We start from the raw sequence: 17,635 nt of genomic DNA, 5'->3' as shown, positions 1-17,635 counted from the left end.
GCCGCTCGCCGCCTATGTCCCCGCCGCCCGGTGCAGCGGCAGCGCCGGAGTGTTTCACGTGAAACAAGACGAACGGCAGCCGGTAAATGCCCCGTCAGGGAGGTGTCAGGTCCGCCCGTTAGCCTCGGGCCATGGCGAGACTTCACCTTTTCGACCTTGACGGAACACTGCTGTACGGGACGTCCGCTCCGTTGGAGATCTCACGTCAACTCGGCTTGGAGGCCGAGACGGTGTTGCTGGAGCAGTCGATCTCGGCGGGGTTGATCGGGCCGCCGGAGTACGCGGCGCAGGTGTATGACCTCTGGACGCAGCTCACTGAGGAACATGTGACGGCGGCGTTCGAGGGGGCGCCATGGCTGGCACGAATCCGCGAAGTCTGGGCGGAGATAGGGCGCAGAGGGGAGTACTGCGCGGTCGTGTCGCTCTCGCCCTCGTTCTTCGTGGAAAGACTCACTGGCTGGGGCGCCCACGCGACTTATGGATCCCGATTTCCGGCGGTCCCTTTCACTGAGCCCATGGACCCGGCGGGAGCGCTGACCGCGGCGGCGAAGGTGCTGATCGCCGACCGGCTCTGCGCGGAGTTCGGAGTGACGCGGGACGACTGTGTCGCTTACGGTGATTCGCTCTCCGACAAGGATCTGTTCGGGGTCGTACCGGTCTCCGTGGCGGTCAACGCGGACCGCCATCTGTCGGGCCTCGCGACCCACTCCTACGTGGGGAAGGATCTGTGGGATGCCTATGAATTGGCGTGCCACGACCGCTGATTGACGAGAACGTGCGGTTCGCCTGCCGAGCGAGTTCCGGGGACGGAAGGGGGGCGCTCATGCGGCGGACGGCGGCCGGTATGGTCGACTCCGGTTCGCTTTCGGAACGAAGTGCGCGCGACGCGGTGCATACATTCCGCGCGAACCGAGAACAGGGCAACGCAGCCTAACGGGACGGAGAGATCGAAGACCCGCATTTCCGGTGATGTGACCGAGGCGCCCGGACCGGATGGGATGCTGCGGTGAGAGTGCCGCCCCATCTCGCACACCCGCCTCACCTGTGGGTGCGGAGGCGAAATACGGATGGACCGTGGCGGTCCTTGGTCGTGGAACCGAGCGGAAAAACAAGCCGTCTGCGGGGGAAACAGGCACCTTCCGATCCAGGAAGTGCGCAGACCGACCGAAAGATGTTCGAGGCGAGGCACACCATGGACGCTCCGACCAACAGGTCGGCCGACAATGGCACGTCCGGCGGCGGGGACGGATGGTTCACAGCGCGCAAGCAGCCGGAGCCGCCTCCGGGGGGCGAACAGGGAGCCTCTGACGGCCGCCGCCTGGCCGCACTGCGCCCGGTGGGCCGGAACGCGGTCGACTCCCACGGCGACGCGCTCCAGGGCGGCACTGCGGATACCGAGCGCCGAACAGACCCGGACCCGTCGACCTCCGACGCCGTGACCGCCCCCGCGAGCGCACTGCCCGAGTCGCCGCCCGGGCAGGGATCCCCCGTCCAGAGCCGGCACCCCGCCGAGACGCCACCCTCCGCGCAACCTCGGCCACCGGGCCCACCCGAAGCATCGGCCCTGCCCGAGACACCCGGCGCCTCGCAAGGCCGCGCGGAGCCTCGGACGCCTGCCCAGCAGCAGACGCCCATGCAGCCGCAGCCGTCGCAGCTGCAGCAGCCACAGCGGCCGGTGTCCGCGGAAGTGCCCATGTCCGAGCAGCGGGCCGTGCCTGCCGAGCCCCGTTCGGCCGTGCGGCAGCACACCGCCTCGCCCCTCGATTCCCTGGTGCCCGTTCAGCGGACGACGCCCGTCGGCAACGCGTCCGCGGACGCCGTTCTCATCCGGCGGACGATGACCGAGGTGGCCCCGGTGGCCGACAAGGTCACGTCGTACTTCTATGCGCTGCTGTTCGTCCGCCATCCCGATCTGCGCTCGCTGTTCCCGCCCGCGATGGACGCCCAACGGGACCGGCTCCTCAAGGCACTGCTCACCGCCGCCGAGCACATGGACAACAAAGCGGTCCTCGTCGAATACCTCCAGAACCTGGGCCGTGGTCACCGCAAGTACGGCACCAGGGCCGAGCACTACCCGGCCGTCGGCGAGTGCCTCATCGGCGCGCTGAGCAAGTACGCGGGCGCCATGTGGAACGCCGAGACGGAGGCGGCCTGGGTCCGGACCTATACCACGATCTCCCAGGTCATGATCGACGCGGCGGCCGTGGACGAACTGCGCGCCCCGCCCTGGTGGTACGCGGAGGTCGTCACGCACGACCTCAGAACGCCGGACGTGGCGATCCTCACCGTCCGCCCCAACCAGCCCTACGCCTTCCGCGCCGGGCAGTACACCAGCCTGGAGACGCCTTGGTGGCCGCGGATCTGGCGGCACTACTCCTTCGCCTCGGCGCCACGCTCCGACGGTCTGCTGGCCTTCCACGTGAAGGCCGTCCCCGCGGGCTGGGTCTCCAGCGCTCTGGTGCACCGCGCCCGGCCCGGCGACGTCATCCGGCTCGGTCCGCCGGCCGGTTCCATGACCGTCGACCACACCAGGGACAGCGGACTGATCTGCCTGGGCGGGGGCACCGGCATAGCCCCCATCAAGGCGCTGGTCGAGGATGTCGCCGAGCACGGCACCCGGCGCCCGGTCGAGGTCTTCTACGGAGCGCGCAGCGACCACGACCTGTACGACATCGACACGATGCTCCGGCTCCAGCAGTCGCACCCCTGGCTGGAGGTCCGCCCGGTGGTCGACCGGCACGGTCTGCTCCAGTTGCCCGACGCGATACGCGCCTTCGGGCCCTGGGCCGAGTACGACGCCTATGTCTCCGGTCCGCCCGGCATGATCCGCAGCGGGGTGGACGCCCTGCGTGACGTCGGCATCCCGGCGGAGCGCATACGCCATGACTCGGTCGAGGAACTCGTCGCAGCCGGAAGCTGACCCGGCGCTCCACAGGACGCTCCGGGCCGGGCTCGGGACCTCAGCCGAGGTCGGGTGCGTGCATGGCGCGGACGCCCTCGATATTGCCGTCGAGGTAGTGCCGCAGTGACAGCGGTACGAGGTGGACGGAGGCGATCCCGACCCGGGTGAACGGCACGCGGACGATCTCGTACTCGCCGGCGGGTTCCTCGATCTCGGGGCCGTGCCGCAGGGACGGGTCCATGGACTCCAGACGGCAGACGAAGAAGTGCTGCACCTTCACGCCGGTCGCACCCCCGTCGTCACCGATGTGCTCGACGGTGTCGACGAAACAGGGCACCACGTCGGTGATCTTGGCGCCGAGTTCTTCGTGCACCTCGCGGTGCAAGGCGTCCACCACGGTCGCGTCGTCCGGTTCGACCCCGCCACCGGGCGTGACCCAGTAGGGATCCACACCGGGCTTGGTGCGCTTGATCAGGATCAGGTTGTCGCCGTCCAGCAGAACGGCTCGTGCGGTGCGCTTGACCACGGGTCGGACGGTCATGGGAGAAATGTGGCCCGGCTGGTTCCACGTGAAACATCGCGAGAGGTCACCGGGTGAGCTCATTCCTTGCCGTCGCGTGGAATCCGGGTCAGTACCACGCGGCGGCCGCGCCCAGCAGCCACTCGTGAGCCCGCGCGATATGCGGCGTCGCCAGCGTTCCCGTACGTGCCACGAGAACGTAGGTCCGGAGCGGAGGCACCGTCGGCTCGTGCAACGCGACGATGTCACCGCGCTCCAGAGCGGCCGCGCACAGATAGCGGGGCAGGACCGCCAGGCCGGCGCCCGAGACAGCACACGCGAGGACCGCGCGCAGGTCGGGCACGATGACGGTGCCCGAGGCGGCGGGGCGCGAGTCGAAGACGGAGGCCCAGTAGCGGGAGACCAGGGGCAGGGACTCGTGGACCTCGACGACCGGGAGGTTCTCCAGCGCGGACGCGCCCTTGCGGCACAGCCTCCCGGCATCGATCCGCTCGTCCCACTGCGGGGCGGCGACCAGGACGTGCTCCTCGTCGCACAGCGGAGTGGCCGTGAGCAGCGACCCGCGCGGTCGAGCCGTGCTGATGGCCAGGTCGTGATGGCCGGCCGCCAGGCCCTCCAGGACCTCCTCGGCGTTTCCGAATGAGGCACGCAGGGCGAACCCCTGGCCGTCGTCGCCGGACAGTTCGGTGAGCGCGGGAAGGGCCCGCTCGGCGGTGAATTCGGGGGGACCGGCGAGGTGCAGCGTCCGCACGGCGGAATCGTCGGGGCCGGTCCCGGCGATCTCGACCAGGGCGTCGAGATGGGGGGCTGCCTTGTGGGCGAGCTCGTCGCCGATGCTCGTCGGCGTCACGCCGCGGGCCTGCCGCAGGAACAGGGGGCGGCCCAGCTGCCGCTCCAGGGTGCGGATCTGGGAGGTGACGGCCGGCTGGGACAGCCCCAGCAGAGCGGCGGCGCGAGTGAAGGAGCCGGCCCGGTGCACGGTCACGAAGGTGCGCAGTAAGGCCAGATCCACGGAGCGTCCTCCCCTTGTACCCGCCTTCCTCCAGCTCCGAGGCGGGGCCCAACTATAAATAAGTCGATAGGTCTCAGTCGTTACTGTGATTGGACACTGACACAGAGTCAACTAGCCTTGTGGACGCGGTTCTTCGCGCGCAGAACCGAGGGCGGTCCGAGCCACGAGGGGGGAGGCTCGGACCGTCCGTCGTACCTGGCAAGCCCCTGGTGGGGCGTCCGTAAGGCGGTCACCGCGCCGACTCCTCCAGCGCACGCAGCACATCCGCCACCAGGTCCTCGGGATCCTCGGCGCCGACGGACAGCCGGATGAAGCCCTCCGGCACCGCGTCCCCGCCCCAGCGCCCGCGCCGCTCCGCAGTGGACCGCACTCCACCGAAGCTCGTCGCGTCGTCCACGAGCCGTAGGGCGTCGAGGAAACGCTCGGCACGCGCGCGCGTGGACAGCGTGAAGGAGATCACGCACCCGTAGCGACGCATCTGTTGCGAGGCGACCTTGTGGGAGGGGTCGTCCGGCAGCCCCGGGTACCGCAGCCCGCTCACCTCGGGCCTCCCCCGCAGTGCCTCGGCCACGGCCATGGCGGTGGTGTTCTGTCGCTCGACGCGCAGCTGGAGGGTGGCGATCGACCGGTGCGCGAGCCAGGCCTCCATGGGCCCGGGGATCGCCCCGACGATCTTGCGCCAGCGGCGTACGGCTGTCATCGGCGCACCGACCCGCCCGGTGACGTAGCCGAGGAGGACGTCGCCGTGGCCCGTGAGCTGCTTGGTGCCGCTGGCCACCGAGAAGTCGGCGCCGAGTTCCAGCGGGCGCTGCCCGAGCGGGGTGGCGAGCGTGTTGTCCACGGCCACCAGAGCGCCACGCGCGTGTGCAGCCTCGACGAGCCGCCGGATGTCGCACACGTCGAGCCCGGGGTTCGAGGGGGACTCGATCCACAGCAGCTTCGCGCCGTCCAGGACGTCCAGCTGGGCGTCGCCGCGGGTCGGCGCGGTGCGCACCTCGATGCCGTACGCCTCCAACTGCGCGCGCACCAGGGGCAGCACCTGGTAGCCGTCGTCGGGCAGTACGACGGCGTCCCCGGCCCGCAGCTGGGAGAACAGCACGGATGAGATCGCGGCCATGCCGGAGGCGAAGACGAGCGTCTCCACGTCGTCCCGGCCCGGCGCCTCGAGCTCGCCGATGGCGTGCTCCAGGTGGGTCCAGGTCGGGTTCTCGTCACGGCCGTAGGTGTACGGGCCGGTGGGCTCGCCCGGCAGGTGGAAGTGCGCCGCGAACACCGGCCCGGGAAGGGTCGGCTCGTACTTCACCGGCTCGGGCAGCCCCGCCCGCACCGCGCGCGTGCCTTCGCCGACGCCTCTGGAAAGCTCTCCGTCGGTAGCGGAACCGCTCATGCCATTTGTCCTTCCACGTCGTCTCGTACGGCGGCGAGCAGGCCGGCGCTCGCCTCCTCCACCATCTCAAGGCACTCCTCGAAGCCGCTCAGGCCGCCGTAGTAGGGGTCGGGGACGTCGAGGTCGTCGGCTGCCGCGGGATCGTAGGACCGAAGCAGCCGTATCTTCGCCGCGTCCTCCTTCGTGGGTGCGAGGAGTCGCAGGGCCTTGAGATGGCCGGAGTCGAGGGCTATGACGAGGTCGAGGCGGGCGAACCAGGACGGCTCGAAGCGCCGGGCCGTGTGGTCGAGGGCGTATCCGTGCTCCTCCAGGACGGAGAGGGTCCGCGGATCGGCGTTCTCGCCCTCGTGCCAGTCGCCCGTGCCGGCGCTGTCGACCTCGATCAGTTCCTCGAGACCGGCGTCGTCCACGCGCGCGCGGAAGACCGACTCGGCCATCGGCGAGCGGCAGATGTTGCCGGTGCAGACGAAGCAGACGCGGTAGGTCATCGCGGACTCAGTCTCCGTCGGGCATGACGACGTTGAGGGCCCAGGAGACGACGGAAATGATCAGGCCGCCCAGGACCGCGGTCCAGAAGCCCTCCACGTGGAAGCTCAGGTCGACCTTGTCGGCCAGCCACGAGGTCAGCAGCAGCATCAGGGCGTTGACCACCAGGGTGATCAGGCCGAGCGTGAGGATGAACAGGGGGAAGGTCAGCACCTTCACGATCGGCTTGACCAGGAAGTTCACCAGGCCGAAAAGCAGTGCGACGACTATGAGGGTGCCGATCTTCTTGCCCGTGCTGTCACCGGTCAGAGTGATCTTGTCGAGCAGCCAGACGGCGACCGCCAGGGCGCCTGCGTTGGCGATCGTCTTGACTACGAAATTCTTCATGTGTCTGATCGTGGCAGAGAGATCGCGAACGAGCACCGGACGAGGGCGGACAAGGTCGATGAAGGCATTCCGGTTGGATGAACTGGAGGCGGAGCGAGCCGCCAACGACGGTGCCTACCTCCAGTTTCTGCGTGAACGGAACATGTCGGTCGGGCTGTACGCGCTCGATGCCGGCGCGCAGGATCCGCAGAATCCGCACAACCAGGACGAGGTGTACTTCGTCGTGAGCGGACGCGCCTCGATCACCGTCGGCCTGGAGACCACGCAGGTGGCGCGAGGCAGTGTGGTGTACGTCCCGGCCGGGGTCGCCCACAAGTTCCATCACATCAGCGAGGACCTGCGGGTCCTGGTCGTGTTCTCGCCGGCCGAGAGCTGAGCTCGTCCGCGTCCGGCGCACGTCCTGAGCGTGGCCGTCCTGAGCGTGGCCGTCCGGAGCCCGTTCTGTGGTTGTCCGTCTGCTGGTTGACCAGCGGTCTCGGGGTTCCCTAGGGGTTCGGTCAGGGGAGGACAAGGGGTGCGAGGCCCCCGTCGGCACCCTCTTCGGACCTAGCATCGGCGGCAGGACATCGAAACGGTCCGGCCCGACAGGGTGCCGGACATCGACCGAAGAGGATGAGGACAAGGGCGATGCGAGAGATCTTCGCGGGAATGCCGTGGTGGGTGAAGTGGGTCGCGGTGCCGGTCATCGCCCTGGTCGTGTTCGGTGGTCTGATAGCCAGCGTCGTCGGGTTCGTGATCGGCCTGCTCTTCAAGCTGCTGGTCTTCGTGGCGCTGGTCGGCGGGCTGATCTACGTCGTAAGGAAGTTCACTTCGAGTTCCTCGTCGCGCAGCGACTGGTGACGATGCGGGGGGCCGGTGGGCGGTAACAGGAATCGCCTGTTCCCTCGGCCGGGGGAAGTTTCCCTGACAGCCCGTCTGTACGCGGTGGCAGACGGTTAAAGTCCGGAACTCGTCGTGGGGACGAACCCCCGCGAGTGGCGCACACCCCTCCCGTGTCCCCGCACGGACCTCCCCCTCGCGCTTCGGAAGTGACCCTTGGTCATGGTTGACACCGCATCGGCAGAACCGTTCGCACCCCCCGCGCGGCCGCGTTCCGCCGCACCCCCGCTGCAACGCCCACCGAACACGACCACCCCCGAGCACCCGCACCCCGCCGCCACTCTGATCGGCTCCGTCCAGCGCGCCATGCGGCTGCTGGAATCCGTCGCGGAGCACGAGTGCGGGGCTCCGGCCAAACAACTCGCCCGCGAGACCGGCCTTGCGCTGCCCACGGCCTACCACCTGCTGCGCACCCTCGTGCACGAGGGCTATCTGCGGCGGGACAAGGGGCTGTTCTTCCTCGGTGAGGCCGCTGAGCGGCTCGGCAGGAGCGGGGCCGCGCAGAAACGTCGCAGCACGGTCGCCGACACCCTCGCCCAGTGGCGCGATTCGATCGGTGTTCCCGTGTACTACGCCAGGTACCGCGACGGCGAGATCGAGATCATGTGCGTTTCCGACACCCCGGGCAATCCGGCGGTGGAGGAGTGGGCGGACTTCGGTGAGACCGGCCATGCGCACGCCATCGGCCAGTGCCTGCTCTCCCAGCTGGACGAGGACGCCCGCCGCGACCACCTGGACCGCTACCCCGCGCAGTCGATCACTCCGTACACCGTGCGTGACAACCACACTCTGCTGCGGCGCCTGGAGCGGATGCGGCGGATGGAGCCGGTCATCGAACGACAGGAGTACGCGCTGGGCACGGTGTGCGCCGCCATTCCGATCACCGTGGGCACCACGGCGGCCACGATGGCGATCTCTCTGCCCGCCCATCACGCCGACCGGTTGCTGCCGGCGGCGCGGCAGCTTCAGAGCGAGGTCGGACGGCTGCTGGGGTCGCTGGCGATCTCTATCAGTATCTGAAAACTCACTCCTTGTGATCTGTTGTGTACTTTCAGCAAGATGCGTGCAGTGTCAGAAGGTCCATTCCCGGCCAGTCGGCGGCAAATGACGGGGTAAGGCGATGCGCGAGTCCGTACAGGCAGTACAGGCAGAGGTCATGATGAGCTTCCTCGTCTCCGAGGAGCTCTCGTTCCGCATTCCGGTGGAGCTGGGTTACGAGTCGTGCGATCCCTACGCCGTGCGACTCACCTTCCATCTGCCCGGTGATGCCCCGGTGACCTGGGCCTTCGGGCGCGAGCTGCTCATCGACGGGGTGGGCAGGCCGTGCGGCGAAGGGGACGTCCGTGTCTCGCCGGTGGACCCCGATGTGCTGGGGGAGGTTCTGATCCGGCTTCAGGTCGGCGGTGACCAGGCGCTGTTCCGGTCCTCGGCGGCGCCGCTCGTGGCCTTCCTGGACCGCACCGACAAGCTGGTTCCGTTGGGCCAGGAGGGTGCTCTCGCCGATTTCGACGCGCATTTGGACGAGGCGTTGGACCGGATCCTGGCGGAGGAGCAGAGCGCCGGCTGACGTGAGGGCGAAGCGGGTGGTGGCGGAACGCTTCGTCGCGGTCGGTGTTGTGCAGGAACGCTTCTTCAACTGGTGGCGCAGGCGCTCAACGACCTGCCGGGAAGAATGAGGTGCGCCCGAGTGCCGGTGTCCTCGGCACTCGGGCGCCCTCCCTCCTCAGCGCTTGCGCCGCCTGCCCCGGCCGCCCCGGGCCTGGGCGCCGCCCGCGGCCGTCGCCACCGCCGGAGCCGCAGGAGTCGCCTCCGGAGCCGGCACGGGCGCCTTCGCCGGGCCCGGCCGGTCGGCGGAGACCACCAGGGCCGCCAGGGCCGTTGTGACGGGCACGGAGGCCACCAGGCCGATCGAGCCCACCAGCGTGCGCACGATCTCCTCCGCGACCAGTTCGCTGTTGGCGACGGCGCCCACGCTGCTCTGCGCGATCGAGAAGAGCAGCAACAGCGGCAGCGCGGCACCGGCGTAGGCGAGGACGAGCGTGTTGACCACGGACGCGATGTGGTCGCGGCCGATGCGGATGCCGGCCCGGTACAGGCCGCGCCAGCCCATCGCGGGGTTGGCCTCGTGCAGTTCCCAGACCGCCGAGGTCTGAGTGACCGTCACGTCGTCGAGGACGCCGAGCGAGCCGATGATGATGCCGGCCAGCAGCAGACCGCTCATGTCGATCGACGGGTACAGACCGTGGATCAGACCGGTGTTGTCGTCCGTGTTGCCGGTGAGCGCGGCCCAGTCGATGAACACCGAGCCCAGGATGCCGATCAGCAGCAGGGAGATCAGCGTGCCGAGCACCGCGACGGATGTGCGGGCCGAGAGCCCGTGACAGAGATACAGCGCGATCAGCATGATGGCGCTCGCCCCCACCACCGCCACGGCCAGCGGGTTCGACCCCTGGAGGATCGCGGGCAGGACGAAGAAGTTCAGCACCATGAAACTGATGGCCAGCGCGACCAGCGCCATGACGCCCCGCAGTCGCCCGACGACCACGACGGCGACCGCGAAGATGATGGCCAGGACCGCCATGGGGATGCGGCGGTTCACGTCGGTGACCGAGTACTGCAGGTCCTTCGGCGCGGAGGGCTCGTAGGCGACCACGACCTTCTCGCCCTGCTCCAGCTGCCGTGACTGGTCCGGTTGGACGATCTCGGTGAACGTACGGCCCTTGTCGTCGCCGGTGTCCACCCGGATCGTGGCCCGTTTGCAGGTGCCGCTCGCCTGCTGCTGCGCGGAGGAGCCCTCGGCCGTGGAGGTGTCGCCGGTAGGGGTGTCGCCCGAGGCGTTCACCGACGCGCAGCTCACGCTCACGACCTTGGTGACCGTGGCCTGTTGGGTCTGCCGGTCGAAGCCGACCCCGGTGCGTTCGTGCGCAGGGGCTCCGCCGGGCCACAGCACCACGAGCCCCACGAGCACCGCGGCCCCGAACGGAATGATGATGGCCGCGATGATTTTGCGCAGGTGTTGGGAGACGGGGGCGGCCGGGCCGTGACTGTGGCTGTGCGAATGCCCGTGCCCGCCGTCGGAACCGGAACCGGAACCGGAGTTGTGCCTGTCGCCCGGGCCGTGACCGTGGCCGTGCCCGTCGCCGTGGCCCTCGCCAGGGGCGTCGCGATGACCACTGTCGTGGCTCTGCCCATGACCGTGTTCCCGGTCGAAGCCATATCCGTCACCAGAACCAGAACCAGAACCAGAACCAGAGCCGGCACCGGGTGTAGGACGCGGGCCCGGGCCCGGACGAGGACCGGCATCATGACCGGGGCCGTACGCCTGACCGGGCGAGGGCCCGTCCCCGTACCCCTGATTGTCCCCGTATCCCTGGCCGTTCTCGGACCCCTGCCCGCTCCCGTATCCCTGCCCGCTCGGGTATCCCCGACCGGGCCCGGGCACGGGCCCTTGGCCGTTCCCGTAACCCCGGCTGTTTCCCGGCCCCGACCGGGAGCCTGGCCCTGCCCCTGCCCCTGGCCCGGGGCCTCCACCGGAGCCCGGTCCTTGACCGGAGCCGGAACCTTGGCCACCGGGAGTGCCGACGCGTCTCAGCCCGCCGAGTCCGCCGGCGTATCCCGGCCCGCGGTCGGGGCTACGCGGCTGATCGTGACCGTCTCTGAAGTCGCGGTCGCCTCTGGGACCGCTGCCAGAACCGCTGCCGGAGCCATTGCCGGGGCCGCTTCCGGAGCCGGGTCGGCGGGGCGGCTCGGGCGGCGGGTACGGGGGCTGGTGTGTCGTGGTCACCGACCGATCATCGCAAGAACGACAGGGGCCCTCTGTTCACCGCGCCAGAATTGACGCTAGCGTGGAGACAACCTTTGCACACGCGGGAGCTCGGAGCACCGGGCTGAGAGGGCGCTGACCTCCGTCTTAGCGATGTTTCACGTGGAACGTCTCTCGAATCGAGTGATGTTTCACATGACACGTCGGCAAGCGGTAGCCGCTGCGTCGACCGCCGAACCTGTTACCGGGTAATGCCGGCGTAGGGAGTAGGTCTCATGACCAACAAGGACGCACGCACGCCTGCCTTCACGCAGAACGCGACCGGCGAAAGCACGGTCGATGTGAACGCCTCGGAGGCCGGGAAGTCCATCGGCTGGCACAAGGGGTACGTCGAGGGCGCTCGCCCCGATCTCCAGGTGCCGGTTCGTCAGGTGCATCTCACCAACGGGCAGTCGGTCGCCCTGTACGACACCTCCGGCCCGTACACCGATCCGCTCGTCGAGACCGACGTTCGCAGGGGCCTGTCGCCGTTGCGCGAGAACTGGATCATCGCCCGGGGCGACACGGAGGAGTACGCGGGCCGTCCGGTCCGCCCCGAGGACGACGGCATCAAGCACACCTCACCGCGCGGCGGTCTGCGCAACCTCGACGCGGTCTTCCCGGGTCGGCCGCGCCTGCCGCGTCGCGGCCGGGACGGTGAGGCGGTCACCCAGCTCGCGTATGCGCGCCGCGGGGAGATCACACCCGAGATGGAGTTCGTGGCCATCCGAGAGAACGTTTCTCCCGAGGTGGTACGCGAGGAGATCGCGGCGGGCCGCGCCGTGCTGCCGGCCAACGTCAACCACCCGGAGATGGAGCCGATGATCATCGGCAAGAGGTTCCTGGTGAAGGTCAATGCCAACATCGGCAACTCGGCGGTGACGTCCTCCATCGAGGAGGAGGTCGAGAAGATGACCTGGGCGACCCGTTGGGGCGCCGACACGGTCATGGACCTGTCGACCGGCCGCAACATCCACACCACGCGCGAGTGGGTGCTGCGCAACTCCCCCGTCCCCATTGGCACGGTGCCGCTGTACCAGGCGTTGGAGAAGGTCGACGGCCGCGCCGAGGAACTGACCTGGGAGATCTACAAGGACACCGTCGTCGAGCAGGCCGAGCAGGGCGTGGACTACATGACGGTCCACGCCGGCGTCCGCCTCGCGTACGTCCCGCTCACCGCCAACCGCAAGACCGGCATCGTGTCGCGCGGCGGCTCGATCATGGCGGCCTGGTGCCTCGCGCACCACAAGGAGTCGTTCCTCTACGAGAACTTCGAGGAACTCTGCGAGATCCTCGCCGCCTACGACGTCACGTACTCGCTGGGCGACGGGCTGCGGCCGGGGTCCATCGCGGACGCCAACGACGCGGCGCAGTTCGCGGAGTTGAGGACGCTGGGGGAACTCAACCGGATCGCGAAGCGTTTCCATGTTCAGACGATGATCGAAGGCCCGGGCCATGTCCCGATGCACAAGATCAAGGAGAACATCGACCTTCAGCAGGAGATCTGTGATGAAGCTCCGTTCTATACGCTCGGCCCGCTGACGACGGACGTCGCGCCGGCGTACGACCACATCACCTCCGGTATCGGCGCCGCGATGATCGCCTGGTGGGGCACGGCCATGCTCTGCTACGTCACGCCCAAGGAGCATCTGGGCCTGCCCAACCGGGACGACGTCAAGACCGGTGTCATCACCTACAAGATCGCCGCCCACGCGGCCGACCTCGCCAAGGGGCACCCCGGCGCGCAGGAATGGGACGACGCGTTGTCCGACGCCCGCTTCGAGTTCCGCTGGGAGGACCAGTTCAACCTCGCCCTCGATCCGGACACCGCACGGGAGTTCCACGACGAGACACTCCCCGCGGAGCCGGCGAAGACGGCGCACTTCTGCTCGATGTGCGGGCCGAAGTTCTGCTCGATGAAGATCAGCCAGAGCATCAACGAGCGGTTCGGCGCCGGGGCGGCCGAGGGGGCCTCGGCGGAGGAGATCGCCGAGGGCATGTTGGAGAAGTCGAAGGAGTTCGCGGCAAGCGGGAACCGGGTGTATCTGCCGCTGGCCGACTGACGTATCCGGATCGGCGCTGTCCCCTGAGACTGGACACCTGGGGACAGCGCCATGAGCGCGGCCGGGGGGCCGATGCCGAGCGGTGCGGCCGCCTGACGGCTCGACGACGACCGACAGGAGGAGACCATCGCGTTCGTTGGGTTGTCCCCGGGCGTCTGCTCGGCAGACTTGCCTTCATGACAGCGCGATCCCTGAGCAAGGGTGCCAATCTGCCGGTCGACGCGCCGGACGTACGGGTCGAACTCAGCTGGGCCGAGGGGGCCGGTGGGCCGGACATCGATGCCTCGGCGCTGCTGCTGGCGCGGGACGGACGGGTGCGTGACGACGGGGACTTCGTCTTCTACAACCAGCCGCTGCACGCGTCCGGCGCCGTGCGGCACGTCGGCAAACGGAGCGAAGCCGGTGTCATGACCGACACCGTCCAGGTGGACCTCCGCTCGCTGGAGGGCGCCATCACGCGTGTGGTGCTGTGCGCGTCGGCCGACGGCGGCACCTTCGGTCAGGTGACCGGCCTGACGCTGAGACTGTTCGGTGGGGACGGGCGCTCCGAGGTGGCCCGCTTCGAGATGCAGGCCGACACGGAGACGGCGTTCATCGCCGGTGAGCTGTACCTGCGCGAGGGACGATGGAAGTTCCGGGCGGTCGGACAGGGGTACGCCTCCGGGCTGGCGGGGGTGGCCACGGACTTCGGGATCACGGTCGACGACGAGCCGGAGCGGGCGGTCACCCCACCGAATCGCCCGCCGGTCACCCCACCTGCGGTCACCCCACGGGCCACCACCCCACCCGCGCCGTCCCCACCGACAAGCACCCCACCGACCATGCCCCCACCGTCCGGCCCCCGACTGACCAAGGGGGAGGAACTGCTTCCCGTCGACGTGCGTAAGCGGCTGTCGCTGCGCAAGGAGCAGGTGGCCGTCAGCCTGAGCAAGCGGGGGGCGGTGGGGATCAGCGCGCGGATCGTGCTCGTCCTCGATGCCTCCGGGTCCATGGCGTTCCTGTACTCACGGGGTGTGGTGGCGGACGTCGTGGAGCGGATGGCGGCGGTGGCGGCACAACTCGACGACGACGGCGAGATGCAGGCCTGGACCTTCGCCAGCGAAGCCGCCCGCCTCCCCGACCTGCGGTTGGGCGAGCTCCCCGAGTGGCTGCGGCTGCATGTGCGGGTGGGCGAGATCAGTCTGTTCCGGCGCGGCAAGAAGCCTCGCAAGGGGACGGAACCAGGGCAGGTCGACATGCGCTCGGTCGGCATCCAGAACGAGGAACAGAAGGCGATTGCCCAGGTCAGATCGTATGTCCGGGAGAATCCGGCGGCCGCCCCGACCTTGGTGTTGTTCTTCTCCGACGGAGGCGTCTACCGCGACGCGCTGATCGAGCGGGAGCTGCGGGCGGCGGTCGAGGAGCCGATCTTCTGGCAGTTCGTGGGGCTCGGCCGGTCCAACTACGGGGTCCTGGAGCGGTTCGACACGCTGCCCGGACGCCGCGTCGACAACGTGGGGTTCTTCTCCGTGGACGACATCAGCACCGTCCCGGACCAGGAGCTGTACGACCGGCTGCTGTCCGAGTTCCCGAGCTGGATCACCGCGGCGGGGCGCGCCGGGATCCTCTGACCGGATGCCCGGATGCCCGGATGCCCGGGCGTACGACTCCCGGCTGCTCGGGCATACGACTTCCGGCTGCCCGGACGTACGACTCCGGGCTGCCCGCCCCGTGAGTCCGTCCGGCACGTGGCAGCACTGAGCACCGCAAGGCAGGGCAGCACTGACCCGTACCCCGGCTCTCCACCGGCTCTCCACCAGAGCGGCCCGGCGCCCGGCGTACGGCTTGCGCTCCCCTCGGCGGGGTCGGCGGGGGCGCAAGCCGAGTGCCTATTCCGGCTGGTGCTCCGGGCCGCCGAAGTCCGGGCTGGTGTAGTCCGGGCTGCTGAAGCTCGGGCGCGGGCCCGTCGAACGGCCGTCGTCCGGACTGCTGAAGCCCGGGCGGTCGTAGCCGATCTTCGGGAGGCGGCCGGTGGGGGCCGGTCGGGCCGGCTCGGTGTGCAGGGCGGCCGCCGCGCCGGGACTGGCGAGGGCCTCCTGGAGGAACGGCAGGATGCCGCGCTCCAGCAGGGCTTCTCGCCAGGCTTCCCTGGCCTGGTCGACCTCCTGGCTCAGTTCGCTGTACGGTCCGGCCTCCAGGGAGGGCCGGTTGCGCAGAGCGGTGAGCAGGAGCGCGACGGTGGCGACGAGGATCGCGGCCACGGCCACTGCCCCGAACGTCCAGCCGGCGACGACCATGGTCCGGGCGAACGCCTGCTCGGGGTCGAGCGCCCTGAGGAGGTAGCCCACGAGCAGGAAGATCAGCGCGGCGGTCCCGGCGAGGACAGGGGTGAGGACGGCGGCGACGGCGCCCGCCCCGGCGGCTTCGGCGGCCTGGGCCGCGTCCCCCAGGGTGGTGGCGAGCCCCACCGCGGCCGCGCCCGGCTCCACGGAGCCGGTCTCGGACGTGGACGACGGGGTGGACGGCGCCGGGTGGCGCAGTTCCTCGCGGACCTTCACGTAGTGCTGGTACTCGGCCGCCGCGGCCACCGTGATGAGTGCGGAGGCGTTGAGCGCCATGGTGCGCAGTTGTTCGGGGTTGAGCCGCTGTCCGACTGCGGCCAGTTCCGGGTGGTGTGGGGCGGAGCGCAGCGCCTCGTCGAGGATCCGCTCGTACTCTTGGCGGTCCTCGCTGTTCAGGTGCTGCGGAACGCTGTTCATCTGCATCCCCCGATGCTCCGTAGGGCTTGGGGCTCGCATGCCAACGAGCCGTCGGGCAGAAACGGAGGGGAGCCTGCTACGGATAACCCGATGGTAGAGCGGTGACGGCATGGGGTGACAGGGGGTTTGCCGAAATTGGCCTCTGGCCTGCGGTGTCGCCGACGGATCCACAGTGGGGTACTTCTGCCCCGGGAGCCGACCAGGGAACCGCCCCCGGAACGCTCAGATTTCCAGGGGCAGTTGCTGGACCAGCAGTTTTCCGGCCATCGTCACGCCGCCGTCCATCGCGATGGCCAGCCCGTCCGCGTAGACGTGCGGTCCCTCGACGTGCGGACCGCCGTTGTCCTCGCCGTCCTCGGAGCCGACTTCGCCCAGCAGATAGGGAATCGGGCTGTGGCCGTGAACGATCCGGGTGCCGCCGTACGTATCGAGAAGGGAGCGCACGGCGTCGGCGCCGCCCTCGTCGCGGAAGGAGAAGCGCTTGGTGAACTTGCGGAACAGGTCCCACACCTCGTCCGCGTCGTTGCGCGTGATCGTCTCGCGGACGGTGTCGTTGACCGCCTCGATCGAGTCGCCGTAGTCGAGGTAGGCGGTGGTGTCGGAGTGGACGAGCAGGTGGCCGTCGACCTCCTCGACCGCGTCGAGGCGGGCCATCCACTGGAGGTGGTGGTCCTGGAGACGGTCCATGTCGTACTTCTGGCCGCCGTTGAGCAGCCAGGCCGCCTGGAAGGTGGCGGTGCCGGCGCCGGAGTTGACGGGCGTGTCGCCGAAGCGCTTGGCGCCGAGCAGCAACAGTTCGTGGTTGCCCATGAGGGCCTTGCAGTACCCGCCGGCCGCGGCGGCCTCGGCGGACAGCCGCATGACGAGGTCGATGACGCCGATGCCGTCCGGCCCGCGGTCGGTGAAGTCACCGAGGAACCACAGCCGGGCGGTGCCCGCGCACCAGTTGCCGGCGGAGTCGACCAGGCCCTTCTCCTGGAGGGCGGCCACCAGTTCGTCGAGATAGCCGTGGACGTCGCCGACGACGAACAGCGGTCCCGGACCGGTCGTGGGCAGCGGGGCCTGGACGGCCGCCGGGTCGACGATCACCTGGAGGGTGTCGCCGCGCCGGTTGATGACGGGCAGGTCGCGCTGGGTGGGCGTGTAGCCGTCCGGGTGCTCCAGCGGTTCCTCGAGCGGTGGCGCGGCATTGCCCGGGTCTGTGCCGGCGTCGTACGGACCGGTCTCATGGACGTACGCGGGCACCCGGAAGTCGCGCAACGTCGCCGTCCGCTCCACCTCGGGTCCCTGACCGGCCCCCTGAGTCATCAGACCCCTCCACCATCGCGCCGCATCTGCACCCTTCGGGCTGCCTGGTCGCAGCGGCCCGCGGTGCCGTGCGTCCATCATAGGAATGCGGATCGTGCCGTGTGATGACCCAGGGGTGGTGAATCGGAGCAAGGCTCCAGTTCATCGCGGC

16 protein-coding genes and 1 riboswitch are annotated in these 17,635 nt (G+C 69.4%); of the genes, 8 read left to right on the top strand and 8 right to left on the bottom strand.

Translation table 11 applies throughout. The annotated features are described in order from the left end of the window. Positions 1-131: 131 nt before the first annotated feature. Positions 132-764 (top strand): HAD family hydrolase, encoded by a 633-nt coding sequence (locus tag ACIRPU_RS17515; protein ID WP_403867716.1) that lies wholly within the window; start codon positions 132-134, stop codon positions 762-764. 407 nt (positions 765-1,171) lie between these two features. Then, positions 1,172-2,920, top strand: coding sequence for a globin domain-containing protein (locus ACIRPU_RS17510; protein ID WP_403867713.1), 1,749 nt, complete (start codon positions 1,172-1,174; stop codon positions 2,918-2,920). 40 nt (positions 2,921-2,960) lie between these two features. On the opposite strand, the gene ACIRPU_RS17505 is transcribed toward ACIRPU_RS17510, so the two are convergent. The 5 genes from ACIRPU_RS17505 to ACIRPU_RS17485 form a co-directional block, all read right to left on the bottom strand. Then, a complete protein-coding gene (locus tag ACIRPU_RS17505; RefSeq protein WP_171398235.1) occupies positions 2,961-3,443 on the bottom strand; it encodes an NUDIX domain-containing protein in 483 nt (160 codons plus the stop codon). A gap of 88 nt (positions 3,444-3,531) precedes the next feature. Then, complete coding sequence (locus ACIRPU_RS17500; protein ID WP_403867710.1) at positions 3,532-4,434, bottom strand: LysR family transcriptional regulator; 903 nt, start codon at positions 4,432-4,434, stop codon at positions 3,532-3,534. A 229-nt stretch (positions 4,435-4,663) separates the two neighbouring features. Beyond that, a complete protein-coding gene (locus ACIRPU_RS17495) occupies positions 4,664-5,821 on the bottom strand; it encodes a cystathionine gamma-lyase (protein ID WP_403867707.1) in 1,158 nt (385 codons plus the stop codon). After that, positions 5,818-6,309: a low molecular weight protein-tyrosine-phosphatase gene (locus tag ACIRPU_RS17490; protein WP_403867704.1), complete on the bottom strand. Its 492-nt coding sequence runs from the start codon at positions 6,307-6,309 to the stop codon at positions 5,818-5,820. Before ACIRPU_RS17490 ends, ACIRPU_RS17495 begins: the two co-directional genes overlap by 4 nt. A gap of 7 nt (positions 6,310-6,316) precedes the next feature. After that, a complete protein-coding gene (locus ACIRPU_RS17485; RefSeq protein ID WP_384112427.1) occupies positions 6,317-6,694 on the bottom strand; it encodes a phage holin family protein in 378 nt (125 codons plus the stop codon). Between the two features lie 58 nt (positions 6,695-6,752). Here ACIRPU_RS17485 and ACIRPU_RS17480 point away from each other — a divergent pair, with 58 nt between their 5' ends. The 4 genes from ACIRPU_RS17480 (at position 6,753) to ACIRPU_RS17465 (ending at position 9,140) form a co-directional block, all read left to right on the top strand. Further along, the gene (locus ACIRPU_RS17480; RefSeq protein WP_355703671.1) at positions 6,753-7,070 is read left to right on the top strand and encodes a cupin domain-containing protein; all 318 of its coding nucleotides are present in this window, start codon (positions 6,753-6,755) and stop codon (positions 7,068-7,070) included. A gap of 251 nt (positions 7,071-7,321) precedes the next feature. Further along, the gene (locus ACIRPU_RS17475; RefSeq protein WP_020130691.1) at positions 7,322-7,534 is read left to right on the top strand and encodes a DUF5326 family protein; all 213 of its coding nucleotides are present in this window, start codon (positions 7,322-7,324) and stop codon (positions 7,532-7,534) included. Between the two features lie 201 nt (positions 7,535-7,735). Then, a complete protein-coding gene (locus ACIRPU_RS17470; protein WP_384112432.1) occupies positions 7,736-8,593 on the top strand; it encodes an IclR family transcriptional regulator in 858 nt (285 codons plus the stop codon). 100 nt (positions 8,594-8,693) lie between these two features. Continuing rightward, a complete protein-coding gene (locus ACIRPU_RS17465; RefSeq protein ID WP_020130693.1) occupies positions 8,694-9,140 on the top strand; it encodes an SsgA family sporulation/cell division regulator in 447 nt (148 codons plus the stop codon). 156 nt (positions 9,141-9,296) lie between these two features. On the opposite strand, the gene ACIRPU_RS17460 is transcribed toward ACIRPU_RS17465, so the two are convergent. Then, the gene (locus tag ACIRPU_RS17460; protein ID WP_403867699.1) at positions 9,297-11,015 is read right to left on the bottom strand and encodes a YibE/F family protein; all 1,719 of its coding nucleotides are present in this window, start codon (positions 11,013-11,015) and stop codon (positions 9,297-9,299) included. A 414-nt stretch (positions 11,016-11,429) separates the two neighbouring features. Continuing rightward, a riboswitch (TPP riboswitch) is annotated at positions 11,430-11,619 on the top strand. Here ACIRPU_RS17460 and thiC point away from each other — a divergent pair. Together thiC and ACIRPU_RS17450 are read left to right on the top strand one after the other, a co-directional pair. Further along, a complete protein-coding gene (gene thiC / locus ACIRPU_RS17455; RefSeq protein WP_403867697.1) occupies positions 11,612-13,438 on the top strand; it encodes a phosphomethylpyrimidine synthase ThiC in 1,827 nt (608 codons plus the stop codon). Its footprint overlaps the riboswitch before it by 8 nt. 176 nt (positions 13,439-13,614) lie before the next feature. Next, a complete protein-coding gene (locus ACIRPU_RS17450; RefSeq protein WP_403867695.1) occupies positions 13,615-15,048 on the top strand; it encodes a VWA domain-containing protein in 1,434 nt (477 codons plus the stop codon). A 258-nt stretch (positions 15,049-15,306) separates the two neighbouring features. Here ACIRPU_RS17450 and ACIRPU_RS17445 read toward each other — a convergent pair whose 3' ends face one another. Both ACIRPU_RS17445 and ACIRPU_RS17440 read right to left on the bottom strand, forming a co-directional pair. Further along, positions 15,307-16,182, bottom strand: coding sequence for a hypothetical protein (locus tag ACIRPU_RS17445; RefSeq protein ID WP_403867692.1), 876 nt, complete (start codon positions 16,180-16,182; stop codon positions 15,307-15,309). Positions 16,183-16,398: 216 nt separating this feature from the next. Continuing rightward, positions 16,399-17,484: a metallophosphoesterase gene (locus ACIRPU_RS17440; RefSeq protein ID WP_403867689.1), complete on the bottom strand. Its 1,086-nt coding sequence runs from the start codon at positions 17,482-17,484 to the stop codon at positions 16,399-16,401. Positions 17,485-17,635: the final 151 nt, after the last annotated feature.

The organism is Streptomyces sp. NPDC102259 (assembly GCF_044766465.1).
GTDB lineage: Bacteria > Actinomycetota > Actinomycetes > Streptomycetales > Streptomycetaceae > Streptomyces.
This window is presented reverse-complemented; position numbering and strand designations above follow the sequence as displayed.

Coding starts and splice junctions, on each gene's coding strand:
- thiC (WP_403867697.1), top strand. CDS start 11,612: ATGACCAACAAGGACGCACGCACGCCTGCCTTCACGCAGAACGCGACC.
- ACIRPU_RS17470 (WP_384112432.1), top strand. CDS start 7,736: ATGGTTGACACCGCATCGGCAGAACCGTTCGCACCCCCCGCGCGGCCG.
- ACIRPU_RS17495 (WP_403867707.1), bottom strand. CDS start 5,821: ATGAGCGGTTCCGCTACCGACGGAGAGCTTTCCAGAGGCGTCGGCGAA.
- ACIRPU_RS17450 (WP_403867695.1), top strand. CDS start 13,615: ATGACAGCGCGATCCCTGAGCAAGGGTGCCAATCTGCCGGTCGACGCG.
- ACIRPU_RS17465 (WP_020130693.1), top strand. CDS start 8,694: ATGCGCGAGTCCGTACAGGCAGTACAGGCAGAGGTCATGATGAGCTTC.
- ACIRPU_RS17515 (WP_403867716.1), top strand. CDS start 132: ATGGCGAGACTTCACCTTTTCGACCTTGACGGAACACTGCTGTACGGG.
- ACIRPU_RS17475 (WP_020130691.1), top strand. CDS start 7,322: ATGCGAGAGATCTTCGCGGGAATGCCGTGGTGGGTGAAGTGGGTCGCG.
- ACIRPU_RS17490 (WP_403867704.1), bottom strand. CDS start 6,309: ATGACCTACCGCGTCTGCTTCGTCTGCACCGGCAACATCTGCCGCTCG.
- ACIRPU_RS17485 (WP_384112427.1), bottom strand. CDS start 6,694: ATGAAGAATTTCGTAGTCAAGACGATCGCCAACGCAGGCGCCCTGGCG.
- ACIRPU_RS17505 (WP_171398235.1), bottom strand. CDS start 3,443: ATGACCGTCCGACCCGTGGTCAAGCGCACCGCACGAGCCGTTCTGCTG.
- ACIRPU_RS17445 (WP_403867692.1), bottom strand. CDS start 16,182: ATGCAGATGAACAGCGTTCCGCAGCACCTGAACAGCGAGGACCGCCAA.
- ACIRPU_RS17440 (WP_403867689.1), bottom strand. CDS start 17,484: ATGACTCAGGGGGCCGGTCAGGGACCCGAGGTGGAGCGGACGGCGACG.
- ACIRPU_RS17510 (WP_403867713.1), top strand. CDS start 1,172: ATGTTCGAGGCGAGGCACACCATGGACGCTCCGACCAACAGGTCGGCC.
- ACIRPU_RS17480 (WP_355703671.1), top strand. CDS start 6,753: ATGAAGGCATTCCGGTTGGATGAACTGGAGGCGGAGCGAGCCGCCAAC.